The organism is Aminobacterium sp. MB27-C1, assembly GCF_030908405.1.
Lineage (GTDB): Bacteria > Synergistota > Synergistia > Synergistales > Aminobacteriaceae > Aminobacterium.
In genome coordinates this window covers 1,980,834-2,006,531 of record NZ_CP133089.1, presented here as the reverse complement: position 1 = coordinate 2,006,531, position 25,698 = coordinate 1,980,834, and the positions used below count along the sequence as shown (strand labels likewise).

Genomic DNA, 25,698 nt, shown 5'->3' with positions numbered 1-25,698 from the left:
GTTATTATGCATTGGGAATCTCTCTTTAACGCCCGCGCTCAAAAGCTACAACCATCGGGGATTCAGGAAATGATGGTTTATGCTTCTCGTCCAGGAACTATCTCTTTCGCTGCAGGTCAACCTTCCGAAGACCTCTATCCGGTTGAAGTTATTAAACAAGGGTTCAATGAGGCACTGAACGATATGTCTGTTTTGGCTTATCCCCATACAGCAGGCGATCCTTTGCTGCGTAAATGGGTTTCTGATTGGATGGCTGATGAAAAACTTGTTTTAGAAGCTCCAGGCGAAGATCGCATTCTTTTGACTACTGGTTCTCAGCAGGGATTGAATATTCTTTCGCAGCTTTTTCTGAAAGATGGGGATGTCGTTATTGTTGAAAACCCCTCCTATCCAGAAGCAATGCTGACCTTTGAAAAAGAGGGGGCTCGTTTTCTTACCGTTCCCATAGATGAAGAGGGACCTGACCCTATGCGACTTGAGAAAGTTTTAAAAAAAGAAAAAGTAGCCTTTTTTTATACGATCCCTACATTTCAGAATCCATCAGGGGCAAGCACTTCTTTAAAACGAAAAAGAGAAATTCTGGCTCTTTTGAAAAAGTATGGGGTGACTCTTGTTGAGGATGATCCATATAGACAGTTGTGGTTTGATAGCCAGCCTGAGGCCACTTATCTTAGTATTGCAGAAGAAGATGATCCTGTAATTTATCTTGGCAGCTTCTCTAAAATTGTAGCGCCAGGACTTCGTTGCGGATGGATGGTTTTACCTCCTGAGGTTATGGAAAAAGCTGTTCAGCTACGTCTGACTCTTGAACTGGGATCTTCGGCGCTTTTGCAGAGAATTGTCTTTTTTGTGGTATCACAGCCTTCTTTTGACGAACATCTTCATTCACTCAGAGATGAGTATAAAGAGCGGAGAGATGCTATGGCCGAGGCGATTTCCAAATATTTAACCCCCTTAGGCTTTTCCTTTTCTCTTCCCCATGGTGGTTTCTTTTTTTGGGGAGAAAATAAAAAGATAGATGGAGTGGCTTTTGCCCGTTTTGCTGCAAAAGAGCACAAGGTTGCCGTTATCCCAGGAGAAATTTTCTTCGCGTTTCCAGAGGAAGGGAAACACTTTATACGTCTCTCCTTTGCAAAGGTAAAAGCTGGTGAGATGTCTACGGGAATAGAAAGGATTGCTGAAGCTTTCAGAGAATTCTGTTAAAAAGATAAATTCAAACACTATGTTGACGTAGTAAAGTGGGTTCGTTATAATACCTCCAAATGTTTTTAAGAAACAGCGATGAAACAGGGCGCGCATTTGGCATATCGTGATACCAGGGATGAACATTCGATGGACTGAGAGGTGTTCTTATCACGGCTGAAGAGCTTAAAACCTGTGGAGCTGGAGCGGAAAAGATAGAGCCATATCTGGAGTACGTTCCCGGGTAGTCTCCGTTATAAGACCAGAGCGAGATACGTGTATGTATCTAAGCAGGGTGGTACCGCGAGTACAAGGACTCGTCCCTTCGGGGACGAGTCCTTTTTTTATATTGAGGAGGAAACAAAATGAGTTCGAGGGAACATTTGGTTTTTGATGGTTGCGATACTGTAGAGCTTGCCAATACTTTTGGCACGCCGCTTTATGTGCTTTCGGAAACAGCAATACGTGAGCGTTGCCATGAAGTGAAGGAAGATTTTCTTCATAAATATCCCAACACAAAAGCTGTCTATGCGAGCAAAGCCTTTCTTACTATGGCTATGGCCAAAATTATTGCCAGTGAGGGATTGGGGCTTGATGTTGTTTCCGGAGGAGAGATTTATACGGCTTATAGGGCCGGTTTCCCCATGGAAAGAACAGTATTCCACGGAAACAACAAAACGTTGGAAGAGCTTCAGCTTGCCTTGGAAACCGGGGTGGGACGTATTGTTGCAGATAGCGAGTCTGAAATAGATATTATCGAGGAAGCGGCACGACGAAGAGGCAAAAAAGCAATTCTTCTTCTTCGGGTGGCTCCAGGAGTTGATGCAGAAACCCATAAATATATTGCTACAGGACATACCACATCCAAGTTTGGCTTTTCGCTAGCTGGTGATACGTTGCTGCGAACGATTCGCCGGATCATGGCTTCCGATCTTCTTGAACTTAAAGGATTCCATTTCCATGTAGGCTCTCAACTTCAGAGTAATCGTTCTCATGTTTTGGCCGTAGATGCTTTAGTGAATGAAATGAATCTGATGTTCAAACAACTGGGGTTTGTTACAGAAGAACTCAATATAGGCGGAGGGTTTGGCGTTCCTCAACATCAGGGAGATACGAGAACCACTCTCAAATACTTTATCGATCCCATTATGTCTCACGTAACAACAGAGTGTGAAAAGGCAGGGCTTGTTCGTCCCATGATCATTATTGAGCCAGGTCGATGGATCGTATCTGAAGCTGGCATCACTCTGTACAGAGTCGGGAGCATAAAGGATGTTCCTGGGGGCATTACCTATGTCGGTGTGGATGGAGGAATGACAGATAACCCAAGACCAGCCCTATATGGAGCTCAGTATTGGGGAGTTGTTGCCAATAAAGCCGATGAACCTGCTGAGAAAAAAGTAACAGTTGTAGGTAAATGTTGTGAGTCTGGTGACGTGTTAATGCGAGAAGTTTTTGTTGCTAACACCATCAGCCGTGACGATATTTTAGCGGTATTTAATACAGGCGCATACAACTTCTCTATGGCGAGTAATTATAACCGTATTCCGAGAGCAGCTGTTGTTCTTGTTCGTAATGGAGAATCTCACGTTATTGTGAATCGTCAAAGCTACGATGACCTCCTTTTGGGAGAGGGTATTCCTCAACATTTGCTCTAAAAATATTTCTTATCAATATATAACGGAAAGGATGTAAAGAATGACCGACACAAACACCGACACGAATACTGAAACAAGTACCGGAACACGAAAGAAGTTTAAACTTCCTCACGTCTTTGTATTGCTTTTTATCATGATCTGTCTGGCTGCCGTTCTGACTCATCTTCTGCCAGCAGGGCAATTTGACAGACAAGCTATGGAAATAGGCCCTAATCAGGTACGCCAAGTTCTTGTGCCGGGAAGCTATCATACCGTTGAATCGTCGCCTGTAAGTCCTTTTGAAACGATGATTTCAATTTATAAGGGAATGGTTGCTGCTGCTGACATTATTTTCCTTGTTTTTCTGCCGTATGCGTCTTTTTGCATTGTTGTCCGGACAGGAGCAATGAACAGTTTTGTCGGTTGGTTGTTACGCGTAACGCAGGGGAAGGATGTTCTTCTGATTCCTTTGTTCTCTATCGTATTCAGTCTTGGCGCATCTCTTTTTGGGATGTTTTCAGAGTTTTATGGTTTTATTCCTCTTTTTGTAGGTTTGGCGATTGCGCTGGGATACGATGCCATGGTGGGATTAGCCATTGTCGGTCTCTCTACCGGTGTTGGCTTTGCAGCATCCATGACCAATCCTTACACTGTTGGAATTGCACAGAAAGTTTCTGAGGTTCCTCTTTTTTCGGGGCTTGGCTTTAGATTTTTCCATTGGGCTCTTTTTACTGCGATTGCTATCTGGTGGACTCTTCGATATGCTCGAAAGGTAAAAAGAAATCCAGAATTAAGCATTGTAAATGGAACCGATTTTAGCCATATCGCGATGAACAGAGAAGAAATAATGAGCAACACGACAACATGGCGAGACAAAGGTGTTTTGGCCATTGTTGCAGTAACGATGGTTCTTCTTGTTTACGGAACACTTAAATTGGGGTGGGGATTCAACGAGCTTTGTGGTCTCTTCCTAACCATGGGAATATCAAGTGGACTTGTAGCTGGTTGGTCTCCAAACAAAATAGCGAAAGAATATGCAAGTGCATGCAGTGATGTTGTGGGTGGAGCTTTTGTAGTGGGACTGGCGCGAGGCGTATTGGTTGTATTGGCAGAGGGAAATGTTATAGATACCGTTATATATGGTCTTTCTTTACCTCTTTCAGGGTTGCCTCGTTTTATATCGGCGCAGGGCATGCTTATAACGCAGACTCTCATTAACTTCTTTATTCCTTCCGGGTCTGGACAGGCGGCAACTACAATGCCGATCATGGCGCCTTTGGCTGATATTTTAGGCGTGACAAGGCAGACAGCAATTCTGGCTTTCCAGTATGGCGATGGATTTTCCAATCTTCTTTTCCCTACATCAGCCAATATCGTAATTATGTGTGGTATTGCACATGTAACGTTAGATCAATGGTGGAAATTTTTTGTTCCTCTTTTTGGATTTGCGTATCTTATTCAAATGGGACTTCTCGCTCTTGCACAGGTAATAGGGTACTAACTCTTAAATAAGGGAGGTATGGTGATGGACGAGAGAAACAGAGGCAAAAGAGTTTTTATCCTGAGTGTATCAGCAATTCTGGGGTTGCTGTTTATGACCGGGATCGCATGGGCAGCGGAAGGTGAGGTCAAGCCTGACTTCGGAATCCTTTCTTTGTTGCCTCCTCTTATTGCCATAGGGCTCTGTATTCTTTCAAAGGAGGTAATTCCTTCTCTTTTTATTGGTGCATGGTTTGCAGGAACGATGATGGCAGGATGGAACCCTATTGTAGGTTTTGGAAAAGCTGTGGAGTTGCTGTGGAATAATTTAGGTGATCCTTGGGGAGCCAGAATTGTACTTACCAGCCTTACCATGGGCGGACTTGTAGGGATAATGCAAATTGGCGGTGGTATTGAAGCCACTGTTCAATGGATTACCAAGAAGATCAAGAGTGTTCGCGGAGCAATGCTCGTTACCGAACTTGCAGGTTTTATCATCTTCTTCGAAGATTACGTCAATACGCTCGTTGTGGGAACGACAATGAGTCCTATTACTGATAAATATCGGATTTCTAAAGAAAAATTGTCGTATATCGTTGATTCGACATCGGCTCCTATTGCCTGTATTGCAGGTATTTCTTCATGGGTTGCCTATATGGTTGGACAGATTGGTAATCAGTTTAATGCTCTTGAGATAGGCTACTCTCCGTATGTAGCATATCTTCGTTCTATTCCATATGTGTTTTATAACATTATTGCCCTTGTGCTTTTAACCTTTGTTATTTATACACAGCGAGATATGGGACCTATGCTTCATGCAGAGCGGAGAGCCAGACAGACGGGGCAGGTTCTTCGGGAGGGAGCAAAACCTCTTATTACAACTAAGCATGCAGATTTCGAACCAGAGGAAGGAACGCCGAGACGCATTGTTAATTTTTTGGTTCCCCTCGCATTTATGGTTGGGTTGATTTTCCTCATGCTTATTGTTACCGGCGGGTGGCCAAATGTCTCTTTGGCTACGGCTGTAGGAGAAGGCGACAGTTCAAAGGCTTTGGTTTGGGGGTCTTTCGGCGCTGTTTTCCTTACCCTCGTTTTCTTTAAAGCTCAGAGACTAGCTTCCTGGAACAGACTTTTCGCCGGTTTCATGCAAGGAATGAGTTCTATTTTCTTTGGAACCCTGATCCTTATCTTTGCCTGGGCTATCGGATCGGCTATTAAAGAGGTAGGAACAGCTCAGTACATAGTCAGAATAGCAGGAAATGCCCTTTCGCCAGCATGGATTCCGCTTTTGACTTTCTTTACTGGCGCTATCATTTCATTCTGTACGGGAACATCATATGGAACCATGGGCGTACTTATGCCAATAGTTGTTCCACTCGTTTATAACGTTACGCAAATTCATGATGCAGGGTTTATTGAAATATTACTTCCTACGATTGGAGCTGTCTTTGCTGGCGCCGTGTGGGGAGATCACAGCAGTCCCATTTCTGATACTACAATCATGAGTTCCATGTTCAGTGGTTCTGACCACGTTGATCACGTGAACTCTCAGATTCCCTATGCTTTTGTGGCTGCGGCAGGAGCGGCAGCAGGGTATGTCCTCATTGGTTTCGGACTTCCTGTTTTCTTCTCTCTCGTTTTGGGAGCAGTTGCGTCATGTTCTCTTTTCTTCTTTGTTTCGAAACCAATCGAAGAAAAAGCCTGAGTTTTTACTGACGCGAACTTTTAATTGGTACGGTACAATAATGGCAGAGGAGAGATTCCTCTGCCATTTTTAATGCAGAATACGAGGTGTCGGTTATGTTAGAATTTACAAAAATGCAGGGTAATGGCAACGATTTTGTTGTTATTGATAATAGAGACAATCAGATGGGGACATTAGCTCTCTCGCAATTGGCAGAACGTATCTGTCGACGTTGCGAGTCTGTTGGTGCTGACGGCCTTTTAGTTGTTGAGAAATCGGAGCATGAAGATTTTAGAATGCGTCTCTTTAATAGGGATGGCTCTGAGGGCGAAATGTGTGGAAATGGGGCTCGATGTATTGCTCGTTATGCTTGGGAAAAAAAATTAGCGGGAGAAAGTATGTCTTTTGAAACCTTGGCAGGCCCTATTCGCGCTAAAGTTGAAGCTCCCTTTGTGGAACTCGATATGGGGAATGTTGATTTATCAGAGGGGTTTTGGGGAGAAAGCCTGAATGTAGGTGGTGAGACATTTCCTTTTGTCTATCTGATCGTAGGCGTTCCTCACTGCGTTCTTTTTATAGAAAATATTACAGATTTTTCAAGAGAGACGTTAGTCGAAATCGGGCGAACTGTTCGTTATGATACACAACGTTTCCCCAACGGAACAAATGTTAACTTTATTCAGCGAGTAGGAGAATCTGAACTCAAGGTAGTGACATACGAGCGTGGAGTTGAAGATCTGACTCTCTCTTGTGGAACGGGGTCTGCGGCTTCTGCCGTAGCGGCATCTATTGTGTTGGAAATGACTTCTCCTATACATGTGCATAATCCAGGGGGAGACAACTGGGTTTCTTTTTCCTTTGATGAAAAGCGAAATTATTGTAAAACCTACCTTAAAGGCAAGGCTGTTATGGTAGCCGAAGGAAAACTTTATGATGAGTGCCTGGCGTAGAGAAAAACGGAAAAACGTTTTTTGTGGCGTATAAGGAGGTGTAATAAATGAAGCGAAGTAAAAAAATGACACTCGCGCTTTTTATAGCCGTTGGAGTTGTCGGAATACTTCTTATCATAGGGAGTATGAACGTTGGTGGAGATATTGTCAGACGGGAAGCGACAACAGCTGTCTCTGAAATTCTTGGTGCTGATTTGGCTATTGAAAGCGTTACAGGTAATCCTTTAAAAGGCTACAACCTTTATGAAATCACCCTGAGTAAAAAGGGAGCATTATTACTTTCTGCTGATTCTTTGGGAGTAAAAGTGAATCTTATGTCTGTTTTTTCAGGATCACCCCGACTTTCTCGGGTTACTATTCATGGTCTTGATGTTGATGCAGAGAAGCTCTCTAAGGAATTCGCTGCAATAAAGATGAAACCTGGAGAAGGAGAAGCTCCTATAGAGGCTCTTTCTATTAGAAATGGCAGAGTCCATACTCCTTGGGGAGAGACAACTATTGCTCAAACGGATTTTGATCTAAGCAAAGATGGTATAAAAGCCGATGTAGATTTATTAATGAATACCGTTCCCATTAAAGGTGGAATAAACCTTAGACGTGAGAAAGAAGTTCTTGAATTCAAGGATCTTAATATGAAAATTGGAGAGGGAAGGATAATGGCGAAGGGTGCTATTCTTCCAAGCCTTTCCATTAAGGGCGAGATAGAGAAACTGAACGTAGCTCAGCTTGCTCTTTTTTGGCCCACATTACGAGGAAGCGCCTATGATGGTCTTTTCTCGTCATCCTTCATTGCAGAAGGGATATGGAATAACCCTATTCTTTCCGGTCATCTTTCCTTTTCTGGAACGTCTCTTGCAGGATATCCCGTACAATCAGTGGAAAGTAATTGGAGGTATGAAGCTTTTCGTTTGAATCTTGAAGATTTAAAGGGAACAGCTTTGGCTCTTCCTCTTAGTGGGCGTGCTGCTTTTGCTTTTGTTCCGGGGAAAGCCCCATTTATTGATATCGCACTGGAAGGGAAAAATGCTTCTTTGGAAGAGTTAAAGAAAACCGTTCCAGCATTAGCTTCCGCTAAGGGAAAAGTTGATATTTTTTCAGTGGTTGTGAAGGGGTCTCCGACAACTCTTGCAGGGAATATAGATCTGAAAGCCGCTCAGATAGAAGCTTATGGTCAGCAGCTACAAAATACGTCTGCCAATGTGGCTTTCAAGGGAAGCACAGCAACAATCAAAGGGAATTCCGTTATTGATGGAGGGGCACTTGCGTTAAGCGGATCTGTGAGCCAATTACAAAAAAATCCTCGTCTTGATATTCTTTTCAAGGCTCGAAGTATAGATGTAGGCAAAATAACAGCTTCTCTTCCTAAAGCCCCGAAAATTGTTCCTAAAGGGGCCGTGAGCGCTGATGTTGGTATTAAGGGTGTTGTAACTGCCCCCCGCCTTGAAGGCAGAACATGGTCTGATCGACTCTCTTATGGAGAAGAGGCTTTTAATGATCTTAACGTTGTCTTTGTTTTCGAGAAAGATGTGCTGACTCTCTCTTCGGCTCGTGGACGTTGGCGTAACATACCAATGACTGGTAAAGGTGCGATAGCAGGAGTGGGAAGTCCCTCTCCCTCTTTAAACCTTACCGTGCAGGCAGCTGAGGTTGACCCTAAAAATCTTGAACCCTTTTTCCCTGAGTTGAAAAATTATGCTTTACGGGGAAACGTAACAGCGACGGCTCGCATAGAAGGAAAGACAACTTCTCCGAAGATACAACTTTCTGCTGTTTCCCCTCGTTTAGGTTTTATGGAACAGGGGCATGTAGCAGATTTTTCTTTGCAAACAGATCTCGCTCTGAAAGAGGGGATTCCCAAACAGGTTCAGCTTGATGTTAAGGCTGGATCCTTGGGGTTTGCAGGTGTAGGAGCAGAAAAGATAGCGGCTCGTATCGATGCCTCGAAAGAGAGTATTTCTCTTAGTACACTTACGGCTCGTTTGGGATCTGGAGAAATATCTGGCTCTGGATCTGTGAAATTGCAGCCTAAGGCCCCAGCAGATCTTGATCTTACTTTTGAAATAAAAGAAGGAGATTTAGCCGTGCTGGCGAGGGCAGGAAAGCTTCCCTACTCTCTCTCTGGAACATTAAGCGGAAAGACGGCAGTTAAAGGTAAGGCCGATAACCCATCGATATCGGCAGAGTTCTCTTCTCCCAGAACTGTTTTCTCTGGTTTTGCTTTTACAAACCTTAACGGTGCTGTGGAAGGCAACATGGGGAAAATGTCGTTGAAAAACTTTAATGCATCTGTAGGAGGAGGTACTGTCTCCGCTCAAGGAACGTTTAATTTAAAGAAAGATGTTCCGGAAGCGACCCTTTCTCTTTCTGGAAAAGGGTTGGATGCGGCTGCTCTTACTTCCGGTGTAAAAGAGATGGCTGCGTATAAACCCTCTGGAACGATTAACGTTGATTTTGATGGAACTTTTTCTGGAGTGTCAAGTGAGGGGAAAGGATCATTATCAGCTCCTTCTCTATCTTTTGCTGGCCTCAAGCTTTCGAATATTTCTTATCCTTTCACATTAAAAGGTATGAATGTTATATTTGCAAATGCGCACGCAGAACTTTATGGGGGAACAGCTTCAGGTAAGGGTGAAATTGATCTTGCCAAAGGCACATTTACAAAATCTGTACATATGGAAAATGTAAATGTTGATCCTCTCTTGCAAGATGCAACAGGAGGACTTGAAGGACATATTAACGGCAAAGCTAAGGGCGATGTGTCGCTTTCAGGGCGCATGGCAAAAGGATTGAGCTTTAACGGTAAAGGAGAGGTACATATAGGTGAAGGCTCTATTAGTGACTTCAAAGCGGTAAAACTGGGAGCATCACTTTATGGCCAATCTGCAATTCGTTTTGCTTCAGTTGTGGCTCCTTTCCGGGTTGAAACGCGACGTATTATACTCGATAATGCAAAAGCAACAGCGTTCCAGAATGATCCTATATATCGTTTCCTTAAAGCTTCAGGGCCTGTAGGTTTCGATACAACTTTAGCTCTTCAATGTCAGGGAAACGCTAATATTCAGGTTTTAAACGCTTTGTTCGGAGGTGTTGCCGGTATTTTAGGCGCTGGTGGAACGTCATCTCTTGAGGGTATCTTGAAGGGAGCTCTTACAGGAGCAAAAGCTGGACTTGAAAAATCTGATTTTAGAGATATTTCTTTTAATGTAGGCGGAACGATAGGGAAGCCATCTGTTTCTAATGTCAAAATAGCTCCGGCGCCTCAGACAGTGGATAAAACAACGCCTCAAGGAACACAACCTTCAGCTGTTGAAGAGCAGATAGCTCCGCCTAAAGATTCCACTGGAGAAACAGAAAAGAAGCCTGAAAACCTTTTAGAAGAAGCTATTCAGGAAGGTTTAAAGAATATACTAAAGAAATAGCACTATAAAGACTTATTGTGAAAAGCAGGTGGGATGTTTGAAAATTGTAGCTTTTAATGGTAGCCCTCGTGGAGGACGAGGCGCTACCTCGATTATGATAGAAAATTTCTTGTTGGGAGCTCGAAATGGAGGAGCAGAAGTATCTTCTGTTGTGCTTGTAGATAAAGTTATCCATTCGTGCTTAGGGTCTCTCTATTGTTGGACAAAGACCCCTGGGCGTTGTATTTTGCAGGATGATATGCGGGAGTTGCGGAAGAAAGTTATAGAATCTGATGCTATTTTGCTTGCCACTCCCCTTCATTTTTCGGGTATGACTTCTATTATGAGAGTTTTTATTGATCGACTTATGCCCTGCTTCCAGCCTGAAATTTCTGAAGAGACAGGCCAAGTGAAGCTCATTTTCAGAGATAGGGAGAAGCCTCTTTCCCTCATTGTTATGGCAAGTGGAAGTTTCTCTGAAAAAGAGGCTTTTGTTCCTCTTCACAGCTATTTTGAACGTTGGGCACAAAATATATCAGGAATGCAGCTTGATCTTGAGATGTACAGGTCTCAGGCCGACTTCCTTCACAACAAAAATGAAGAGGTTCATGATGCCGTCTCCTTGTATCTTTCTTCTTTGACAAAAGCGGGGGAACAATTTGCTCATTCGGCAAAGATTTCTAACGATATAAGAGTTCAATTGGAAAAGCCACTTGCTGATAATAAACAGTACGCACGTTTTTTCTCAGACTATTGGAATTCCATTTTTCAGGTTAATGGAGTTAATGGTGGGCGGTAGAAGGTTTTCTACCGCCTTTTTTCGCGTAACATTTTTTGATACAAGTCAAAATACTTTTGAGAAGAGTTTTTCCACGAAAAATCTTTTACCATGCCTCGTTGCATAATTTCTTCCCAGCGTTTCTGATTTTTGAACGCATCAAGGGCCCGTTGTACCGTTTTAACGAGAGCTTCTGTTGTATATGGTGAGAAAGTGAATCCGTAGCCATCAGAGAAGTGATCTGCATCGAGAATCGTATCTATAATTCCACCTGTCATTCGTGCAACCGGCACAGTTCCATATCGTAGGGCTATGAGCTGGGAGAGGCCACATGGTTCGAAATGTGAAGGCATAATGAGCATATCTGCTCCCGCATAGGCAAGGTGAGAAAATTTCTCATGAAAACCGTTTAAAAAAGAGATACGATCTGGGTAAAGTGTGGCTTTTTCACGCAGAGAAGTGGAAAAGAGAGGATTGCCGCTTCCTATAAAAAGACATCGAATTCCCATATCTCTTATAGTATCAAGAGCTGGAATCAGTATGTCATATCCTTTCTGCATGGCTAAACGGCTAATTGAAAGAAGAAGCGGAGATTCGTCATCTTCCCATCCCAGTTGTTCCAGAAGGTTTTTCCGGCAATTTTTCTTGCCATTTAACTCTTCAGATGAATAGTGACATGAGAGAAGAGGGTCTCTTTCAGGAGACCACGTATCATCTATTCCATTTAAGATTCCATATAATTTGTTTTTATTTTCTTTGATAACACCATCAAGTCCGAAGCCCATTTCCTGGGTTTGAATTTCTTCTGCATATTGCGGACTGACTGTTGTTACACTATCTGCAGTTACAATACCTCCTTTTAGAAGGTTGACATGCCCGTAAAATTCAAGACCATCAATGGAGAATGACTGTGTATCGATTCCCCACTCTTCAAGTACGTGAAAAGGAAGCACTCCCTGATGGGCAATGTTGTGTATGGTCAATACAGTTAGAGGATAGGGCTTTTGGGTACGATAAAATTTATGCCACCTAAAACTAATAGGGACGAGGGCCGAAGGCCAGTCATGGCAATGGATAATATCGGGATCCCAACGGCTCTTTTGTTCGAGTTCAAGAGCAGCAAGAGAAAAGAAAGCAAATGGGAGAGAGCTTTCAACAGTGAGTTCATCTGGATAAATAGGTATTTTCTCAAAGAGCGAGTTATTTTCAATAATATAAATAGGAACATCTTCTATTATCGTTTTCCATACTTTAGCGCTAATGACATGCCACTGTAACGCGACATGAATAAGAGGAGGAAGGCGAGTAATCTTTTTCCCTTCTTCACGAGCTTTGTCGAGAACGCCAGGCCATGCCGGAGTTATGATTCTTACATCAGCTCCGAGCCTGTGGAGAGCTTTGGGAAGAGAACCGGCAACATCGCCGAGACCTCCAACTTTTGAAAGAGGTGCTACTTCACTGGCTACATGCAAAATTTTCATAAAAGTAGCACCTCCTTATATTCCACGAAATGAAATCCCATAGGCTTTTTCACAATACTCTTTTATAACTCTATGAGTATGGAAATAGCTGCCATTCAGCGCGATTGCATTTTTCATCATTCTTATCCAATGCTCCCGATCTGAATAATAGGCAGGGATAATTTTCTTTTCGAGTTTTTCGTAAAGATCTATGGCGTCTTTCGATTCGTCATAGGCATGAAGATCTGTATCGCTGGGCGTTGGGCCAATGGCCCAGCCTGTAACGTCTTCTATCCAGCCTTCAATCCACCAACCATCAAGAACAGAAAAATTCATGACCCCATTTAAAGCACACTTCATTCCGCTTGTACCTGAAGCTTCTCTTGGACGAAGTGGAGTGTTGAGCCAAATATCTACTCCTTGGGTAATAAGACGACCAAGCTCCATTGTGTGATTTGGAAGGTAAACCATGAGTATAGAGTCTTTGATTTTATTTGACGTATTCATTATTCTTTGTATAAGGGCTTTGCCCCCATCGTCTTTAGGATGGGCTTTACCGGAAAAAATAAGCTGAATTTTACCTGTTCCTATCTCTATGAGTTTTTTTAGATTAGAAAAAATGAGGTCAGCTCGTTTATATGTAGCAGCTCGACGTGCGAAACCGATTGTTAAAATGTCAGATTTGAGAGATACTCCCGTTTCTTCGAGAATATATGCAAGAAGTCGCATTTTAGATGCTTGATGTACAGACCAGAGTTCGTCAGAGGGAAGAGTCAGAGCTTGGACAAGACGACCTGGATCATTTTCCCAACCCGGAATGTGACGAGAAAGAAGCTTTCTCATCCCAGGACTGACCCATGTTGTAGGATGTATTCCATTGGTGACACTTTGAATTGTAGGCGCATTGAAAAGTTTACGGCTTATTTCTGCGTGCTTTTTTGAGACTCCATTTACAAATCGACTATATCGAAGGCCTAATTCGGTCATAGAGACGCCCTCTGAAGGAATCATTCTCTTAAGTGTTGTTAAAGCATCTGAAGACATAACCTTTTCAATGAGCTCGTATTTAAAAAAATCGTGCCCTGCTGCTACAGGGGTATGAGTTGTAAAAACAACGTGTTCTCTGACTTTTGCCGGATCGTAATATCCCATTTCTCTCATGAGTTCCAAAGAGAGGAAGCCGGCGTGCCCTTCGTTGAGATGGAATGTTTCTATGTTGTTGTAGCCTAAATCTCGCAACATTCGAAGTCCACCTACACCAAGAACTATTTCTTGGCATAGGCGGTAGAGGGTTTCCCCACCGTAAAGATACCATGAGAGTTGACGATCTTCCGGATGATTTGACTCTATATCAGTATCAAGAAAGTATATTGGGATAGAGTATCCGGATGAACCTGCAATTTCGTAGAGCCACGTCTGTATGTTGACATCCCGATTTTGAATTTTAATAGAAACTTTATTGTGGAGGGGCGTAAGTTCCTGTTCAGGATGCCAAAGAACAGGTTTTTCTGTTTGCCATTGTTCATTATTAAATTCTTGTTCAAAATACCCTCTTCGATAGAGCAAAGTGATTCCAACCATGGGAACTCCCATATCTGCAGCGCTTTTTAATATATCTCCGGCGAGAATACCTAAACCACCGGCGTATGTGGGGATAGATGTTTTTATTCCTATTTCCATGGAGAAATACGCCACAGTTCGAAAGGAGGGATCTTGCTCAAGGAGATCCTGTATAGATTTTCCTAAATTTTTTTGAGGCTGAAACTGCATTGGTCATCACCTTCTTTCTTTATATCCTTCCATAAACGGTCATGAGGGAATGAAGAGATGCAGCCAGAGAATCTGTTAATTCTTTTCCCGTTAACATCCATTGCCAGTTCCCTTCTATTGTTGATGGAGTATTGATTCTTCCTTCGCTCCCCAGATTGAGATAATCCTGAAGAGGAATAATTGCTGTGTCAGCTACAGACATGAGGGCGAGCCGGGTAAGAACGGTTGTTACGTTGTTGCGATTGAGAGGCGTATTGGTATAGGTGCTTAGCCTTTCTTTTTCTTGGGTGGTGGAGTCTTCGTCAAACCAACCTTTTACAGTATTATTATCGTGTGTTCCCGTATATATGAAGTTGTTGGGAGTATGATTATGCAGAATATATGGGTTACGAGGCATCGATTCATCAAAGGCAAAGAGTAAAACGAGCATCCCGGGTAGATCGTATCTTTTCATGGCTTCAGTTACGTCAGGGGTAATAATTCCCAGGTTTTCGGCAATGAAGGGCATAGTTGAGAATTTCTCTTTTATTGCGGAAAAAAAGTTGTCGTTCGGGCCTTCTTCCCAATGTCCCTTTACAGCAGTTTTCTCTTCATATGGGATACTCCAGTAGGCAAGAAATCCTCTAAAGTGATCGAAGCGGACCAGATCGAAAAAGTGCAACGCATGTTCGAGTCGTTTTATCCACCAATGAAAAGAATTATCTTGAGCGTAATCCCATCGATATAGAGGATTCCCCCATCGTTGTCCCGTAGAACTGAAATAATCAGGTGGAACTCCTGATACGGCGATGGGAGTCATATCAGCATTCAGTTGAAACATTTCAGGACAACCCCATACATCTGCACTTTCAAAACTTACGTATATGGGAAGATCTCCAATGAGTTCAACATTTCGGGAACGACAGTAGGAACGTAATTTTTGAAATTGAGAAAATACGACATACTGAACAAATACGGTAAAAAGGATATACTCTTTTTCTTCTGATCTGATCGTATCTAAAGTTTGCTTCTCTCTTTGTCTGATGGAAGCTGGCCATAAGTTCCATCGATCATCTTCTATTCTATGGCGAATAGCCATAAAAAGGGCAAAATCGTTAAGCCACCATCGCTGTTCTTCCCAAAAAAGATAAAGGGGATCCATGTTAGCCCGTTGGATAAAGCGCTGAAAGGCTTTCTCCAAAAGAGGCATTTTCAGCTTTTCAGCCAGACCATAGTGCACCTTGCCGACCTTTTCTTCATTGAAGAGGGGAATTTCATTGGGGTAGATCAAACCTTCATCAATTAAATCTTCAATGCTTGCAAGTAGGGGAGAACATGCGAAGGCAGAGAGACTGCTATAAGGAGAATTCCCGAAGATTTCTTTTGTATGTGTCAGGGGCAGCATTTGCCAATAGTGTTGGCCTGCCTGGGCAAGCCAATCTACGAAGTTCCTGGCACGAGATCCCACATCGCCAATGCCCCATGGAGATGGAAGAGAAAAAACTGGCAGCAAAATTCCACCATGTCTTGTCATATTTTCCCTCCTCTCTCTTTTTCTAAGTATTGACATTCTACACCACAGAGGGTAGAGATTGTTATAATTTAAAAAATAATTTTATTTATTTTGCAAGGGGGACAATTATGAGCGGCAAAGATTTACCATTATCCCTTTTTTCAGATATTGATACTTATCTTTTCAAAGAGGGTACCCATTTGAAACTCTATACAAAAATGGGAGCTCACGTCGTGTCTATAGATGGTGTCGAGGGGGTATATTTTGCAGTATGGGCTCCTAATGCTGCTGAAGTTTCTGTCATTGGAGATTTTAATAATTGGAATCCTGAGGCAGATCATCTCTCTAATAGATGGGATGAAAGTGGCATTTGGGAAGGGGTAGTCTTTTCTGCTTCTTGTGGTGATTTTTATAAATATCATATCCGTTCGAAGAAAGGAGAAATTTTTGATAAGGGAGATCCCTTTGCCTTTATGTGTGAAAAGCCTCCTAAAACGGCATCAGTTATTACATCCCTCAATTACGAATGGGAAGATACTGAGTGGCTGGAGAAAAGAAAAACAATCAATTGGTTTTCTTCCCCCCTTTCTTTATACGAAGTCCATTTAGGTTCTTGGATGAGAAAAAAAGGAGAGTGGTTTTCGTATAGAGATATTGCAGATCCTTTGGTTGCTTACGTAAAAAAAATGGGATTTACGGCTGTGGAGCTTATGCCTGTTATGGAACATCCTTTTTATGGATCCTGGGGCTATCAGGTAACGGGTTTTTTCGCTCCCACGAGGCGTTATGGAGCTCCACAAGATCTTATGTTTCTTATAGACATGCTGCACAGGGCCGATATTGCTGTTTTTCTCGACTGGGTTCCTTCTCATTTTCCTTCCGATGCTCATGGTCTTGCCTATTTTGATGGAACATCTTTATATGAACATTCAGACCCTCGACAGAAAATTCATCCAGAGTGGAGAAGCTATATTTTTAACTACGGTCGAACTGAAGTGCAGGAATTTCTCATTAACAGCGCTCTTTTCTGGATTGATTATTACCATGTAGATGGACTTCGTCTCGATGGCGTTGCCTCTATGCTCTATCTCGATTATGCGAAAAATGACGGAGAGTGGATTCCCAACCAATATGGGGGGCGTGAAAATATGGAGGCTGTCTCCTTTTTACGTCGTCTTAATGAAGCAATTTATCTCTATTTCCCTGACACTTTGACTATTGCTGAAGAATCTACGGCATGGCCTCTTGTAACTCGTCCACCCTATGCAGGAGGATTGGGTTTCGGAATGAAGTGGAATATGGGCTGGATGCACGATATTTTGGAATATATGAAGAAAGATCCCTTTTATAGACAATACCATCAAAATGACCTGACCTTTAGCCTGATGTATGCCTTCTCTGAAAATTATATTCTTCCCTTTTCTCATGATGAAGTTGTCTACGGAAAAAGATCGTTGCTTGAAAAAATGCCTGGAAATCTCGAAGAAAAATTTTCGCAGCTACGTTTGCTTTTGGGATATATGTATGCCCATCCAGGGAAGAAATTAATTTTTATGGGAGATGACTTTGCGCAAAGGAGAGAATGGAGTCATGAGGAATCCTTAGATTGGTCTCTTTTGGATTTGCCTTTTCATAAGGGAGTTCAGCGATGGGTGCATGATATCAATAAGATATATGTTAGCGAAAAAGCATTGCATGTTAATGATTTTAAACAGCAAGGTTTTCAATGGATTGCATGTTCTGATAGCAGCGCAAGCATTGTCGGCTTTATTCGGAAAGATGAAGAAGAGAATATGATTTTGGCCATTTTTAACTTTACTCCTGTTGTTCGTTATAACTATCGTGTCGGAGTTCCTGTTGCTGGATATTGGCGAGAGCTCCTTAACAGCGATGGAGAAATGTATGGAGGAAGAGGAGAGGGAAATTTCGGCGGAAAGGAAGCCATTCCTGAACGTTGGAAAGAACACTCCGCTTTCCTCTCTTTGACTCTTCCTGCTTTTGGAGCTCTTTTCTTCAGAAAAGAGGAAGAGTGAAATGAAAAATATATGTGTACATGGACATTTTTATCAACCGCCACGAGAAAATCCGTGGCTTGGCGATATTGAGTTGCAAGAGTCAGCAGCTCCTTGGCATGATTGGAATGAACGGATATCTGCCGAATGTTATGCTCCGAACAGGGTTGCCAGAATTCTAGGCAAAGACGGCAAAATAATTAAAATTATCTCGAACTATGAGCGAATGAGTTTTAATGTAGGGCCTACTTTACTACAGTGGATGGAACGACACGACCATGACACATATGAAGGATTGCTAGAAGCAGACCGTAGAGGAAGAGAAAGATTTTCCAATCATGGTCCTGCGCTTGCTCAAGTTTACAACCACATGATAATGCCTTTGGCCTCCATGAAAGATAAAGTAACTCAAGTAGTTTGGGGTATTCAGGATTTTACGTCTCGTTTTGGACGTTTCCCAGAGGGAATGTGGCTTCCTGAAACGGCTATTGATGTGGAAACTCTGGATGTTCTGGCAGCTGAGGGTATTCGATTTACTCTTTTGGCCCCTCATCAGGCTAAAAGATGGAAAAGTATAATCGAAACGAATTGGCATGATACTAGCCAAAAACCTATTGAAACATGGCATCCATATTTATGCCATCTTCCGTCGGGAAGAAGTATTGCTCTCTTTTTCTACGACGATTTTTTAGCAAGAGACATTGCATTTGGTTCCCTCTTACAGAATGGCCAGCTTTTAGCTCAAAGATTTCTTTCGTCAATAGAGAGAGTGAAAGAAAAAGCACCTCTTGCTCATGTTGCTACTGATGGGGAGACCTTTGGCCATCACCATAAATATGGAGATATGGCTCTTGCCTGGTGTTTGAACTACATGGAACAAAGAGAAGATACACGACTTACCATATATGGAGAATATCTTGATAACTTTCCGCCTCAATATGAAGTACAAATTCGTGACGAAACATCATGGAGCTGTGTTCATGGCATAAAACGATGGAAAGAGGATTGCGGCTGTAATAGTGGATTACATCCAGGATGGCATCAGAAGTGGAGGCAGCCGCTGAGAGAATCTTTGGATTGGTTGCGGCAAAAAATAGATGAATTTTATGAAAAAGACGCATCTTCTCTCTTTACGGACCCATGGCAGGCGAGAAATGTCTATGTGCAATGTCTACTGGGCAATTCAACTGGATCTCGCCAAGAATTTTTCTCTGCTGTTTCTCCAAGGGAGCTCTCTTCAGAAGAGCAAATACGGGCGTTAAAGCTTTTGGAGATGGAACGTAGCGCTATGTTTATGTATACGAGCTGTGGTTGGTTTTTCGATGAAATATCTGGTATAGAGGCTCTTCAAGTTCTTTTATATGCATATCATGCTCTATCGTTGCTTGAAGAATTGTCAGGTAAAGGTATAAAAAACAACTTTATGTCTTTGCTCGAAAAAGCTCCAAGTAACGTACGAGAGTTTAAAAATGGTGGCGTCATTTTTGAAATTTTTGTGGTTCCTTTTTATGTTGACTTTTTCCGAGTTGCGGCCCATTATGCTGTAAAGACGCTTTTTGAAGAAGATGTTGCGGAAGAAGATATTTTTTCTCTTTATAATTATCAAATACAAGCCGAGAAGAAGGTTCTTCTTAAAGAAAAAGGAGAACGTCTCTCTTTGGGTGTTGCCACTCTTTTACATATGGTGACAGGTGAGAAACAGAGAATCTTTTTCGCAGCATTCCATAGGGGAGGACACGACGTCCTTTGCGGCGTTCGAGCTTCGGCGAGGCAGGAAGACATGCTCCAATGGCAAGAATCTCTTCAAGAGAAATTTCCTCAAGAAACAGAGAAATTTTTCGTAGAACTCTTCGGGCATCGCACTTATTCACTTCGACATCTTTTTAAAGATGGACAGCGGCGAATTATGCACTCTATTATTGATAGAGATGTTACTCGTATAGAAAATTATTTGAAGAGTGTTATTCGTGATTACGATAGCCTCCTTGCTTTTATGGGATTAATACGAATGCCTTTGCCTGACGTGCTTCTGAGTGCTGCTGAAGTTGTCTTGAACGGAGAACTCAAAAGAGTTATTTGGGATGGCGATCCCGATTTGGAACAAATAGAAAGGCGACTTACACAAGCACATTCGTGGAGAGTTGATATTAATGAGGCAGAGTTGCAACACCATATTCGAGGGCGTCTTGAGCGAGAAATGATCTATCTTGCTGAGCAGACAGATAGGGAATTGCAATTTTCTTCATTGGCCAAGGTGGAAAGAATGCTGGAGTTTGTTCGTCGTCACCATTGGGATATTAATTTATGGAAGGTACAAAATGTATATGCGTCTCTTTTTGATCCTTTAATCTTTGAAACCCCCGCATATAAAGCGGTTGGAGATTTACTTAATATGAGACTTTAAACATTTAAATTTTTGTTCTATAAATTATAGTTATATCAAGTGTTACACTTGTACGTAATCGTTAATTTGGAGAGTTGTGCGGAGGGTGAATCAAGAATGGTACAAAGAGAACGTTTAAAGTCGTGTAAACGTGTTGTTATAAAAGTTGGAACGAGTACTGTAACCCACTCGACGGGGAAAATAAATCTACTTCGCATGGAGACTTTAGCGAGGGAGATTTCAGACTTGCAAAGTAGCGGGCGTGACGTTTGTCTCATCAGTTCGGGAGCGGTTGGAGCTGGCGTGGGTAAAATCAATTTTCCAGACAGGCCTAAAACCTTGCCGGAGAAGCAGGCTCTTGCCGCTATCGGGCAGGGACGGCTTGTTCACATGTATGAAAAATTCTTTTCAGAATACGGCAAGACAGTGGCTCAGGTTTTGTTGACTCGTGACGTCTTCTCTAATCGTCTTCGCTATTTGAATGCTCGACACACTTTATTGACCCTCTTTGATTTTGCCGTTGTCCCCATTATTAATGAGAATGATACTGTCGCTGTAGACGAAATAAAATTTGGAGATAATGATACTCTTTCAGCAATGGTGTCGTGTCTTATCGATGCAGATCTTTTAATTATCCTTTCTGATATAGATGGGCTTTTCAGCGATGATCCAAGAATCAATCCTGAGGCCCACCTGCTTCCTGTTGTGGAGGAGGTCTCTCAGGAATTATTGGCTCATTCCCGTACGAAGGGAAGCAAGCATTCCAGTGGAGGTATGTTTACTAAGCTCGCAGCAGCACGAATTGTTATGACCTCAGGTATCCCCATGATTATTGCAAATAATAAAGAGCCGAATATCTTACGTCGTCTTTTGGATGGGGAAAATTTGGGAACGCTTTTCCTTCCTTCTGGGGAGCCTGTTCAGGCTCGAAAACAGTGGATTGCTTTCGGAAGTACTCCCCATGGACGAATTGTTGTTGATGATGGCGCTGCTGAAGCAGTTCGCAATAGAGGGAAAAGCCTCCTGCCATCAGGTGTTGTTGCAGTGGAGGGGAATTTTTCGCGAGGTGAAGTCGTATCAATTTTTGATGGTAGCAAAGTGGAAATAGCTCGGGGAATGGTTAATTTTTCCTCCGATGAAATTGCTATTATTGCCGGCCATCATACTGATGAAATAGAAGCTCTTCTTGGAAATACCGATTATGACGAGATTGTTCATCGTAATAATTTAGCTTTGATCTAGAGTGGAGGAGGAATAGTATTGAAGAAGATGTCTGAATATGTTCGGGATATGGGTAAAAAGGCTAAAAAAGCATCCCGTTTTTTGGCAACAGCTTCATCTGAAGAAAAAAATAAAGCATTATGTGCCATGGCTGGAGCCCTTCGAGATCATTGCAGCGAGATATTATGTGCAAATAAGAAGGATTTGGAAGAGGGGCGTCAAGCTGGGCTTTCTTATGCTCTTCTCGAACGTCTAACACTCAATGAAAAGCGCGTGGAAGCCATGGCTGTGGGGCTTGAAGAAATAGCGGCCTTCCATGACCCGATAGGTGAAGTCTTGGGGATGTGGACAGCACAGAGTGGAATTCGTGTAGGTCGGGTTCGTGTTCCTTTGGGGGTGATAGGCATAATCTATGAATCTCGTCCCAATGTAACGGCGGATGCTGCAGGGCTTTGTCTTAAGGCTGGCAACAGTGTGATTCTTCGCGGGGGAAAAGAGGCTCTTCATTCGAACAGAATTATTGCTCAGATAATATCTGATGCTGCCGTAAAGGCTGGAATTCCGCAAGGAGCTATTAATCTTATAGATAGTCCTGATCGAGAAGCGACAATGGAATTGATGCGATTGAATGAATATCTTGACGTGCTTATCCCACGTGGTGGAAAAGGCTTAAAGAAAGTTGTGCAGGAAAATGCGACGGTCCCCTTTATTATGACGGGTATGGGCAATTGTCATATTTTTATTGATGAAACAGCTGATTTTGAGAAAGCTATCCCCATTGTTATAAATGCGAAGACCCAGCGTCCATCTACATGTAATACAGTAGAAACCTTGCTGATCCATGCCAATGTTGCATCTCGTTTTGTTCCCCTAGTTGCGGCAGCTCTCCACGAGAAGAATGTGGAAATACGGGGGGATGAGGCTATATGCAAACTAGACTCGCGTGCAATTTCCGCAACAGAGGAGGATTGGGCGACAGAGTATAACGACCTTATTCTTGCTGTAAAGGTTGTGGAAAGTATTGATGAAGCTATTGAGCATATTGCAACATATGGTACTGGACATAGCGATGCCATTTTGACCGAAAGTTATAGCAATGCGCAGAAATTTCTGGGAGCAGTTGATTCTGCTGCCGTGTATGTCAATGCCTCGACGCGCTTTACTGATGGCGGAGTTTTTGGTTTCGGAGCAGAAATTGGCATTAGCACACAAAAACTTCATGCGAGAGGTCCTATGGGCGTAGAGCAACTAACCTCAACGAAATTTATTATCTATGGTGATGGACAGATTCGCGAATAGTTGAAGGACCTATCTTTTAAATGTACAATTATTTGGAAAAGAAACGACAATTTATGGGGAGAGTGATAAGAATGTTGCGTGGGAAGGTGAAATTTCTTCACGTTATTGCTGTTTGTCTTTTGATTCTTTGTCTTTCTTTGCCGGCATGGGCTCAGGAAATAAAAATGTCATACAACGGCCCTGCAGACATAGAGAATAATGCAGTACACTTATTTGCCACAAACTTTAAAAAAATGGTTGAAGAAGAGAGCGCTGGATCACTTAAGATTTCTCTTTATCCTGATAGCCAGTTAGGTAACGAAGAAGAGCGAATGGAGCTTCTTGCTCGAGAGGGAATGAACCAGCCAATCATCAATATCGCTTCTTTTGGAGGGATAGCACCCCTCTTCCCCGAAATATATGCCACCGCTGTTCCCTTTATGTTCAATTCTTATAAAGCTGCCCATATCTTTTTTGATCAGAGTCGCTTTTGGAAACAGGCACAAGAGGAATTCAAAAAAAGAACAGGTGCTGTTTTGCTTGAAGCTATAGAAGAAGGGGGATTCCTAGCTTTTACTAATTCAAAGAGAGGAATTCGCTCTCCTCAGGATTTTGAAGGATTGAAGTTTCGGGGAATGGACGAAGGCCAGATCACTCTCTACAAAGCTTTCGGTGCCAGTGGAACGCCCATCCCATGGACGGAGCTCTATATGGCTTTAAAAACAGGAGTTGTTGATGGTCAGATGAACCCCGCCATGTACATAAAAATGGGAAGTTTGTACGAAGTGCAGAAGCACCTTACATTAGCTAATATTCAGTATTCTGATCAATTCCTTGTTATTAATGGTGATCTTTTTGATTCTTTGTCAGAAGAAAATCAGCATATTGTTCTAGAAGCTGCAAAAAAGGCAAATGCCATGAATAGAGAGGCTGTTGAGGCACAAGATTCAAAGGATGTTCAATTCCTTTCAGATCATGGAATGCAGGTTTATACGCCAAATGAGGAAGAGATGAACGCATTTCGTGAAAAAGCTTTACCAGCTTATCATGAGTGGTTGAAAACTAAAGTAAGCAAGGAGTGGCTTGACCTGGCTTTAGAATGTGCCAAGAATGCCAATGCAGCAGCAAGTAAATAATGAATGGAATTGAAGGTTGATGATATGAGAGAAAGGTCGAAAGCCGCTGTTTCTCTGAATCAGTTAATATATTTCTTTGAGCGTCTCAGCGCCTGGAGTGCTGGGGCGCTTCTCGTTATTAATGTCGCCGATATTTTGTTAGGAATTTTTATGCGTTATGTCTTGAAAAGCTCTATTGTATGGACTGAAGAAGTAGCTCGTTTTTCCCTTGTATGGCTTGTAATGTTGGGAGCGACTGGAGCCCTTTGTCATGGCGATCATATGGTTATAGACTTTGTAACGCCAAAGCTTTCTCGACATATCCAAAGGTGTATTCTCTGGATAAAATTCTTTATCACCGTTGGGATTCTTTCTCTTGTTACCTATTTGGGAACTGTCAATGCCTTGAATATGTGGAAGATGAAGACTCTGGCTCTCAATATACCTAAGACAATTCCTCTTCTCTCTGTTCCTGTGGGTTTTGCATTGTTGTTATCGGAAGTCATTCTTCTATTTGTTCGATCTTTCTTTAAGCAGGAGGAGCGGTTGTAATGGTTTTTATTATGCTTATTGTTTTTTTTGCCATGATGATTTTTGGCATTCCTCTTTATCTATCCCTTTTAACGACCTCGTTTTTAGGAATAGTCTTGCTTGGTGATTATTCATTATTGCGAGTAATAGCGCAGCAGTTTTATGGAGGAATGGATATCTTTTCTCTTATGGCAATTCCTTTTTTCATATGGACGGGGATTCTTATGAACCGATCCGGACTTACAGATCGCCTTCTCGATTTTAGTCGTCTTATTGTTGGTTCTGTGCGAGGTGGCCTAGGCTATGTCAATGTCGTTGGTGGAATTATTTTAGCTGGAGTCAATGGTTCGGCGGCAGCAGATGCTTCTGCTCTTGGCTCTATTTTGATTCCTGCCATGGTTAAGGATGGGTTTTCTCCTGCCTATTCAGCGGGATTGACAGCAAGTAGCTCTCTCATTGGGCCTATTATACCTCCGAGTATTTTTATGATTATTTATGCCACAATGACCAATACATCTATTGGGGGACTTTTTGCAGCAGGAATTCTCCCCGGCATTGTTCTTGGCGGGGCTTTTATGGTGATGAATTATTTTTACTCACGTCGACATCAGATGGCAGTTTCAGACTTTAACGAGGTTCGCAAGAATGCCAAAGAGATTCTTCGTCGTTCCCTTGTCGGTCTCATTGCGCCTCTTATTATTATCGGAGGTATTGTAACGGGTATCGTGACTCCTACGGAATCTGGCGCATTAGGAGTTGCCTACTGCCTTTTGGCAGGTTTCTTTTATACCAGAAAGCTGACAGCCAGAATTTTGGGTGAGACCATTTATGAAACAGTGAGGCTTACAAGCTCTATTTTCCTCATTATGGGAGCTGCCACTGTTATAGGCTGGATATTGAAATGGGAACAAATCCCCCAGCATTTTGCACGATTTATTACACAATCGGGGCTTATAGAGAGTCCGTGGCTTCTCATGCTTTTACTTTCAGCAATTATTTTCCCTGTTGGAATGTTTATGGAAGAGGTGTCTACGTTGACGCTGCTTACTCCTATTTTTGCGCCTTTAGCCCAAAAGGCTGGCATCGATCCTCTTCACTTTGGTGTTGTCATGACACTTAATGTGACTATAGCTTTAATAACGCCTCCAATGGGGGCGTGTAATTATATTGTTGCAGCTGTAGGAGGAGTGAAGTTAGGCGATGTGTTTAAGTATATATGGCCTTTCATCGGTGTAGCCCTTCTTGTGCTTTTTCTTATAATATCTTTTCCTCCCATAACTACAGCTATTCCAAGGCTATTGAACTTGTCGTAAAGGAGGAGGGATGAA

General features: G+C 42.5%; 17 protein-coding genes. 14 read left to right on the top strand and 3 right to left on the bottom strand.

Annotated features, from left to right (window positions below):
* The first annotated feature begins 6 nt into the window (after nt 1-6).
* The 7 genes from RBH88_RS09745 (at nt 7) to RBH88_RS09715 (ending at nt 11,129) form a co-directional block, all read left to right on the top strand.
* Nucleotides 7-1,203: a PLP-dependent aminotransferase family protein gene (locus tag RBH88_RS09745; protein ID WP_213689926.1), complete on the top strand. Its 1,197-nt coding sequence runs from the start codon at nt 7-9 to the stop codon at nt 1,201-1,203.
* Between the two features lie 344 nt (nt 1,204-1,547).
* Nucleotides 1,548-2,840: a diaminopimelate decarboxylase gene (gene lysA, locus RBH88_RS09740; protein ID WP_213689925.1), complete on the top strand. Its 1,293-nt coding sequence runs from the start codon at nt 1,548-1,550 to the stop codon at nt 2,838-2,840.
* A 40-nt stretch (nt 2,841-2,880) separates the two neighbouring features.
* Nucleotides 2,881-4,320 (top strand): YfcC family protein, encoded by a 1,440-nt coding sequence (locus RBH88_RS09735; protein WP_213689924.1) that lies wholly within the window; start codon nt 2,881-2,883, stop codon nt 4,318-4,320.
* A gap of 24 nt (nt 4,321-4,344) precedes the next feature.
* Nucleotides 4,345-6,003 (top strand): Na+/H+ antiporter NhaC family protein, encoded by a 1,659-nt coding sequence (locus RBH88_RS09730; protein WP_213695680.1) that lies wholly within the window; start codon nt 4,345-4,347, stop codon nt 6,001-6,003.
* A gap of 95 nt (nt 6,004-6,098) precedes the next feature.
* Complete coding sequence (dapF, locus tag RBH88_RS09725) at nt 6,099-6,932, top strand: diaminopimelate epimerase (RefSeq protein ID WP_307879590.1); 834 nt, start codon at nt 6,099-6,101, stop codon at nt 6,930-6,932.
* 47 nt (nt 6,933-6,979) lie between these two features.
* Nucleotides 6,980-10,351, top strand: coding sequence for an AsmA-like C-terminal region-containing protein (locus RBH88_RS09720; RefSeq protein WP_307879589.1), 3,372 nt, complete (start codon nt 6,980-6,982; stop codon nt 10,349-10,351).
* Nucleotides 10,352-10,388: 37 nt separating this feature from the next.
* Nucleotides 10,389-11,129 carry a flavodoxin family protein gene (locus RBH88_RS09715; RefSeq protein ID WP_307879588.1) on the top strand — a complete coding sequence of 247 codons (741 nt, stop codon included), beginning with the start codon at nt 10,389-10,391 and terminating at the stop codon, nt 11,127-11,129.
* An 8-nt stretch (nt 11,130-11,137) separates the two neighbouring features.
* Here RBH88_RS09715 and RBH88_RS09710 read toward each other — a convergent pair whose 3' ends face one another.
* Genes RBH88_RS09710 through malQ form a run of 3 tightly spaced genes read right to left on the bottom strand, consistent with a single transcriptional unit; the run spans nt 11,138 to nt 15,851 of the window.
* On the bottom strand, nt 11,138-12,589 hold the full coding sequence (locus RBH88_RS09710; protein ID WP_213695683.1) for a glycogen synthase: 1,452 nt from the start codon (nt 12,587-12,589) through the stop codon (nt 11,138-11,140).
* Nucleotides 12,590-12,604: 15 nt separating this feature from the next.
* Nucleotides 12,605-14,338, bottom strand: a complete 1,734-nt coding sequence (glgP, locus tag RBH88_RS09705; protein ID WP_213689918.1) for an alpha-glucan family phosphorylase — start codon at nt 14,336-14,338, stop codon at nt 12,605-12,607.
* A 19-nt stretch (nt 14,339-14,357) separates the two neighbouring features.
* Nucleotides 14,358-15,851, bottom strand: a complete 1,494-nt coding sequence (malQ, locus tag RBH88_RS09700) for a 4-alpha-glucanotransferase (RefSeq protein WP_213689917.1) — start codon at nt 15,849-15,851, stop codon at nt 14,358-14,360.
* A gap of 107 nt (nt 15,852-15,958) precedes the next feature.
* Here malQ and glgB point away from each other — a divergent pair, with 107 nt between their 5' ends.
* From glgB to RBH88_RS09665, 7 genes are all read left to right on the top strand, one after another.
* A complete protein-coding gene (gene glgB / locus RBH88_RS09695) occupies nt 15,959-17,863 on the top strand; it encodes a 1,4-alpha-glucan branching protein GlgB (RefSeq protein WP_213689916.1) in 1,905 nt (634 codons plus the stop codon).
* 1 nt (nt 17,864) lies between these two features.
* Nucleotides 17,865-20,246: a DUF3536 domain-containing protein gene (locus tag RBH88_RS09690; protein ID WP_213689915.1), complete on the top strand. Its 2,382-nt coding sequence runs from the start codon at nt 17,865-17,867 to the stop codon at nt 20,244-20,246.
* 96 nt (nt 20,247-20,342) lie between these two features.
* The gene (proB, locus tag RBH88_RS09685) at nt 20,343-21,467 is read left to right on the top strand and encodes a glutamate 5-kinase (RefSeq protein ID WP_213689914.1); all 1,125 of its coding nucleotides are present in this window, start codon (nt 20,343-20,345) and stop codon (nt 21,465-21,467) included.
* A gap of 27 nt (nt 21,468-21,494) precedes the next feature.
* Entirely contained in the window at nt 21,495-22,745 is a 1,251-nt protein-coding gene (locus RBH88_RS09680) for a glutamate-5-semialdehyde dehydrogenase (RefSeq protein ID WP_213689972.1), read from the top strand.
* Between the two features lie 71 nt (nt 22,746-22,816).
* The gene (gene dctP / locus RBH88_RS09675) at nt 22,817-23,860 is read left to right on the top strand and encodes a TRAP transporter substrate-binding protein DctP (protein ID WP_213689913.1); all 1,044 of its coding nucleotides are present in this window, start codon (nt 22,817-22,819) and stop codon (nt 23,858-23,860) included.
* A gap of 24 nt (nt 23,861-23,884) precedes the next feature.
* Complete coding sequence (locus RBH88_RS09670; RefSeq protein ID WP_213689912.1) at nt 23,885-24,391, top strand: TRAP transporter small permease; 507 nt, start codon at nt 23,885-23,887, stop codon at nt 24,389-24,391.
* On the top strand, nt 24,391-25,683 hold the full coding sequence (locus RBH88_RS09665) for a TRAP transporter large permease (RefSeq protein ID WP_213689911.1): 1,293 nt from the start codon (nt 24,391-24,393) through the stop codon (nt 25,681-25,683). The genes RBH88_RS09670 and RBH88_RS09665 overlap by 1 nt, the downstream gene beginning before the upstream one ends.
* The last annotated feature ends 15 nt before the right edge of the window (nt 25,684-25,698 follow it).

What these genes read in the sequence shown, in the direction of transcription:
- RBH88_RS09745 (WP_213689926.1), top strand. Translation starts at nt 7, where the DNA reads ATGCATTGGGAATCTCTCTTTAACGCCCGCGCTCAAAAGCTACAACCA.
- lysA (WP_213689925.1), top strand. Translation starts at nt 1,548, where the DNA reads ATGAGTTCGAGGGAACATTTGGTTTTTGATGGTTGCGATACTGTAGAG.
- RBH88_RS09735 (WP_213689924.1), top strand. Translation starts at nt 2,881, where the DNA reads ATGACCGACACAAACACCGACACGAATACTGAAACAAGTACCGGAACA.
- RBH88_RS09730 (WP_213695680.1), top strand. Translation starts at nt 4,345, where the DNA reads ATGGACGAGAGAAACAGAGGCAAAAGAGTTTTTATCCTGAGTGTATCA.
- dapF (WP_307879590.1), top strand. Translation starts at nt 6,099, where the DNA reads ATGTTAGAATTTACAAAAATGCAGGGTAATGGCAACGATTTTGTTGTT.
- RBH88_RS09720 (WP_307879589.1), top strand. Translation starts at nt 6,980, where the DNA reads ATGAAGCGAAGTAAAAAAATGACACTCGCGCTTTTTATAGCCGTTGGA.
- RBH88_RS09710 (WP_213695683.1), bottom strand. Translation starts at nt 12,589, where the DNA reads ATGAAAATTTTGCATGTAGCCAGTGAAGTAGCACCTCTTTCAAAAGTT.
- glgP (WP_213689918.1), bottom strand. Translation starts at nt 14,338, where the DNA reads ATGCAGTTTCAGCCTCAAAAAAATTTAGGAAAATCTATACAGGATCTC.
- malQ (WP_213689917.1), bottom strand. Translation starts at nt 15,851, where the DNA reads ATGACAAGACATGGTGGAATTTTGCTGCCAGTTTTTTCTCTTCCATCT.
- glgB (WP_213689916.1), top strand. Translation starts at nt 15,959, where the DNA reads ATGAGCGGCAAAGATTTACCATTATCCCTTTTTTCAGATATTGATACT.
- RBH88_RS09690 (WP_213689915.1), top strand. Translation starts at nt 17,865, where the DNA reads ATGAAAAATATATGTGTACATGGACATTTTTATCAACCGCCACGAGAA.
- proB (WP_213689914.1), top strand. Translation starts at nt 20,343, where the DNA reads ATGGTACAAAGAGAACGTTTAAAGTCGTGTAAACGTGTTGTTATAAAA.
- RBH88_RS09680 (WP_213689972.1), top strand. Translation starts at nt 21,495, where the DNA reads ATGTCTGAATATGTTCGGGATATGGGTAAAAAGGCTAAAAAAGCATCC.
- dctP (WP_213689913.1), top strand. Translation starts at nt 22,817, where the DNA reads ATGTTGCGTGGGAAGGTGAAATTTCTTCACGTTATTGCTGTTTGTCTT.
- RBH88_RS09670 (WP_213689912.1), top strand. Translation starts at nt 23,885, where the DNA reads ATGAGAGAAAGGTCGAAAGCCGCTGTTTCTCTGAATCAGTTAATATAT.
- RBH88_RS09665 (WP_213689911.1), top strand. Translation starts at nt 24,391, where the DNA reads ATGGTTTTTATTATGCTTATTGTTTTTTTTGCCATGATGATTTTTGGC.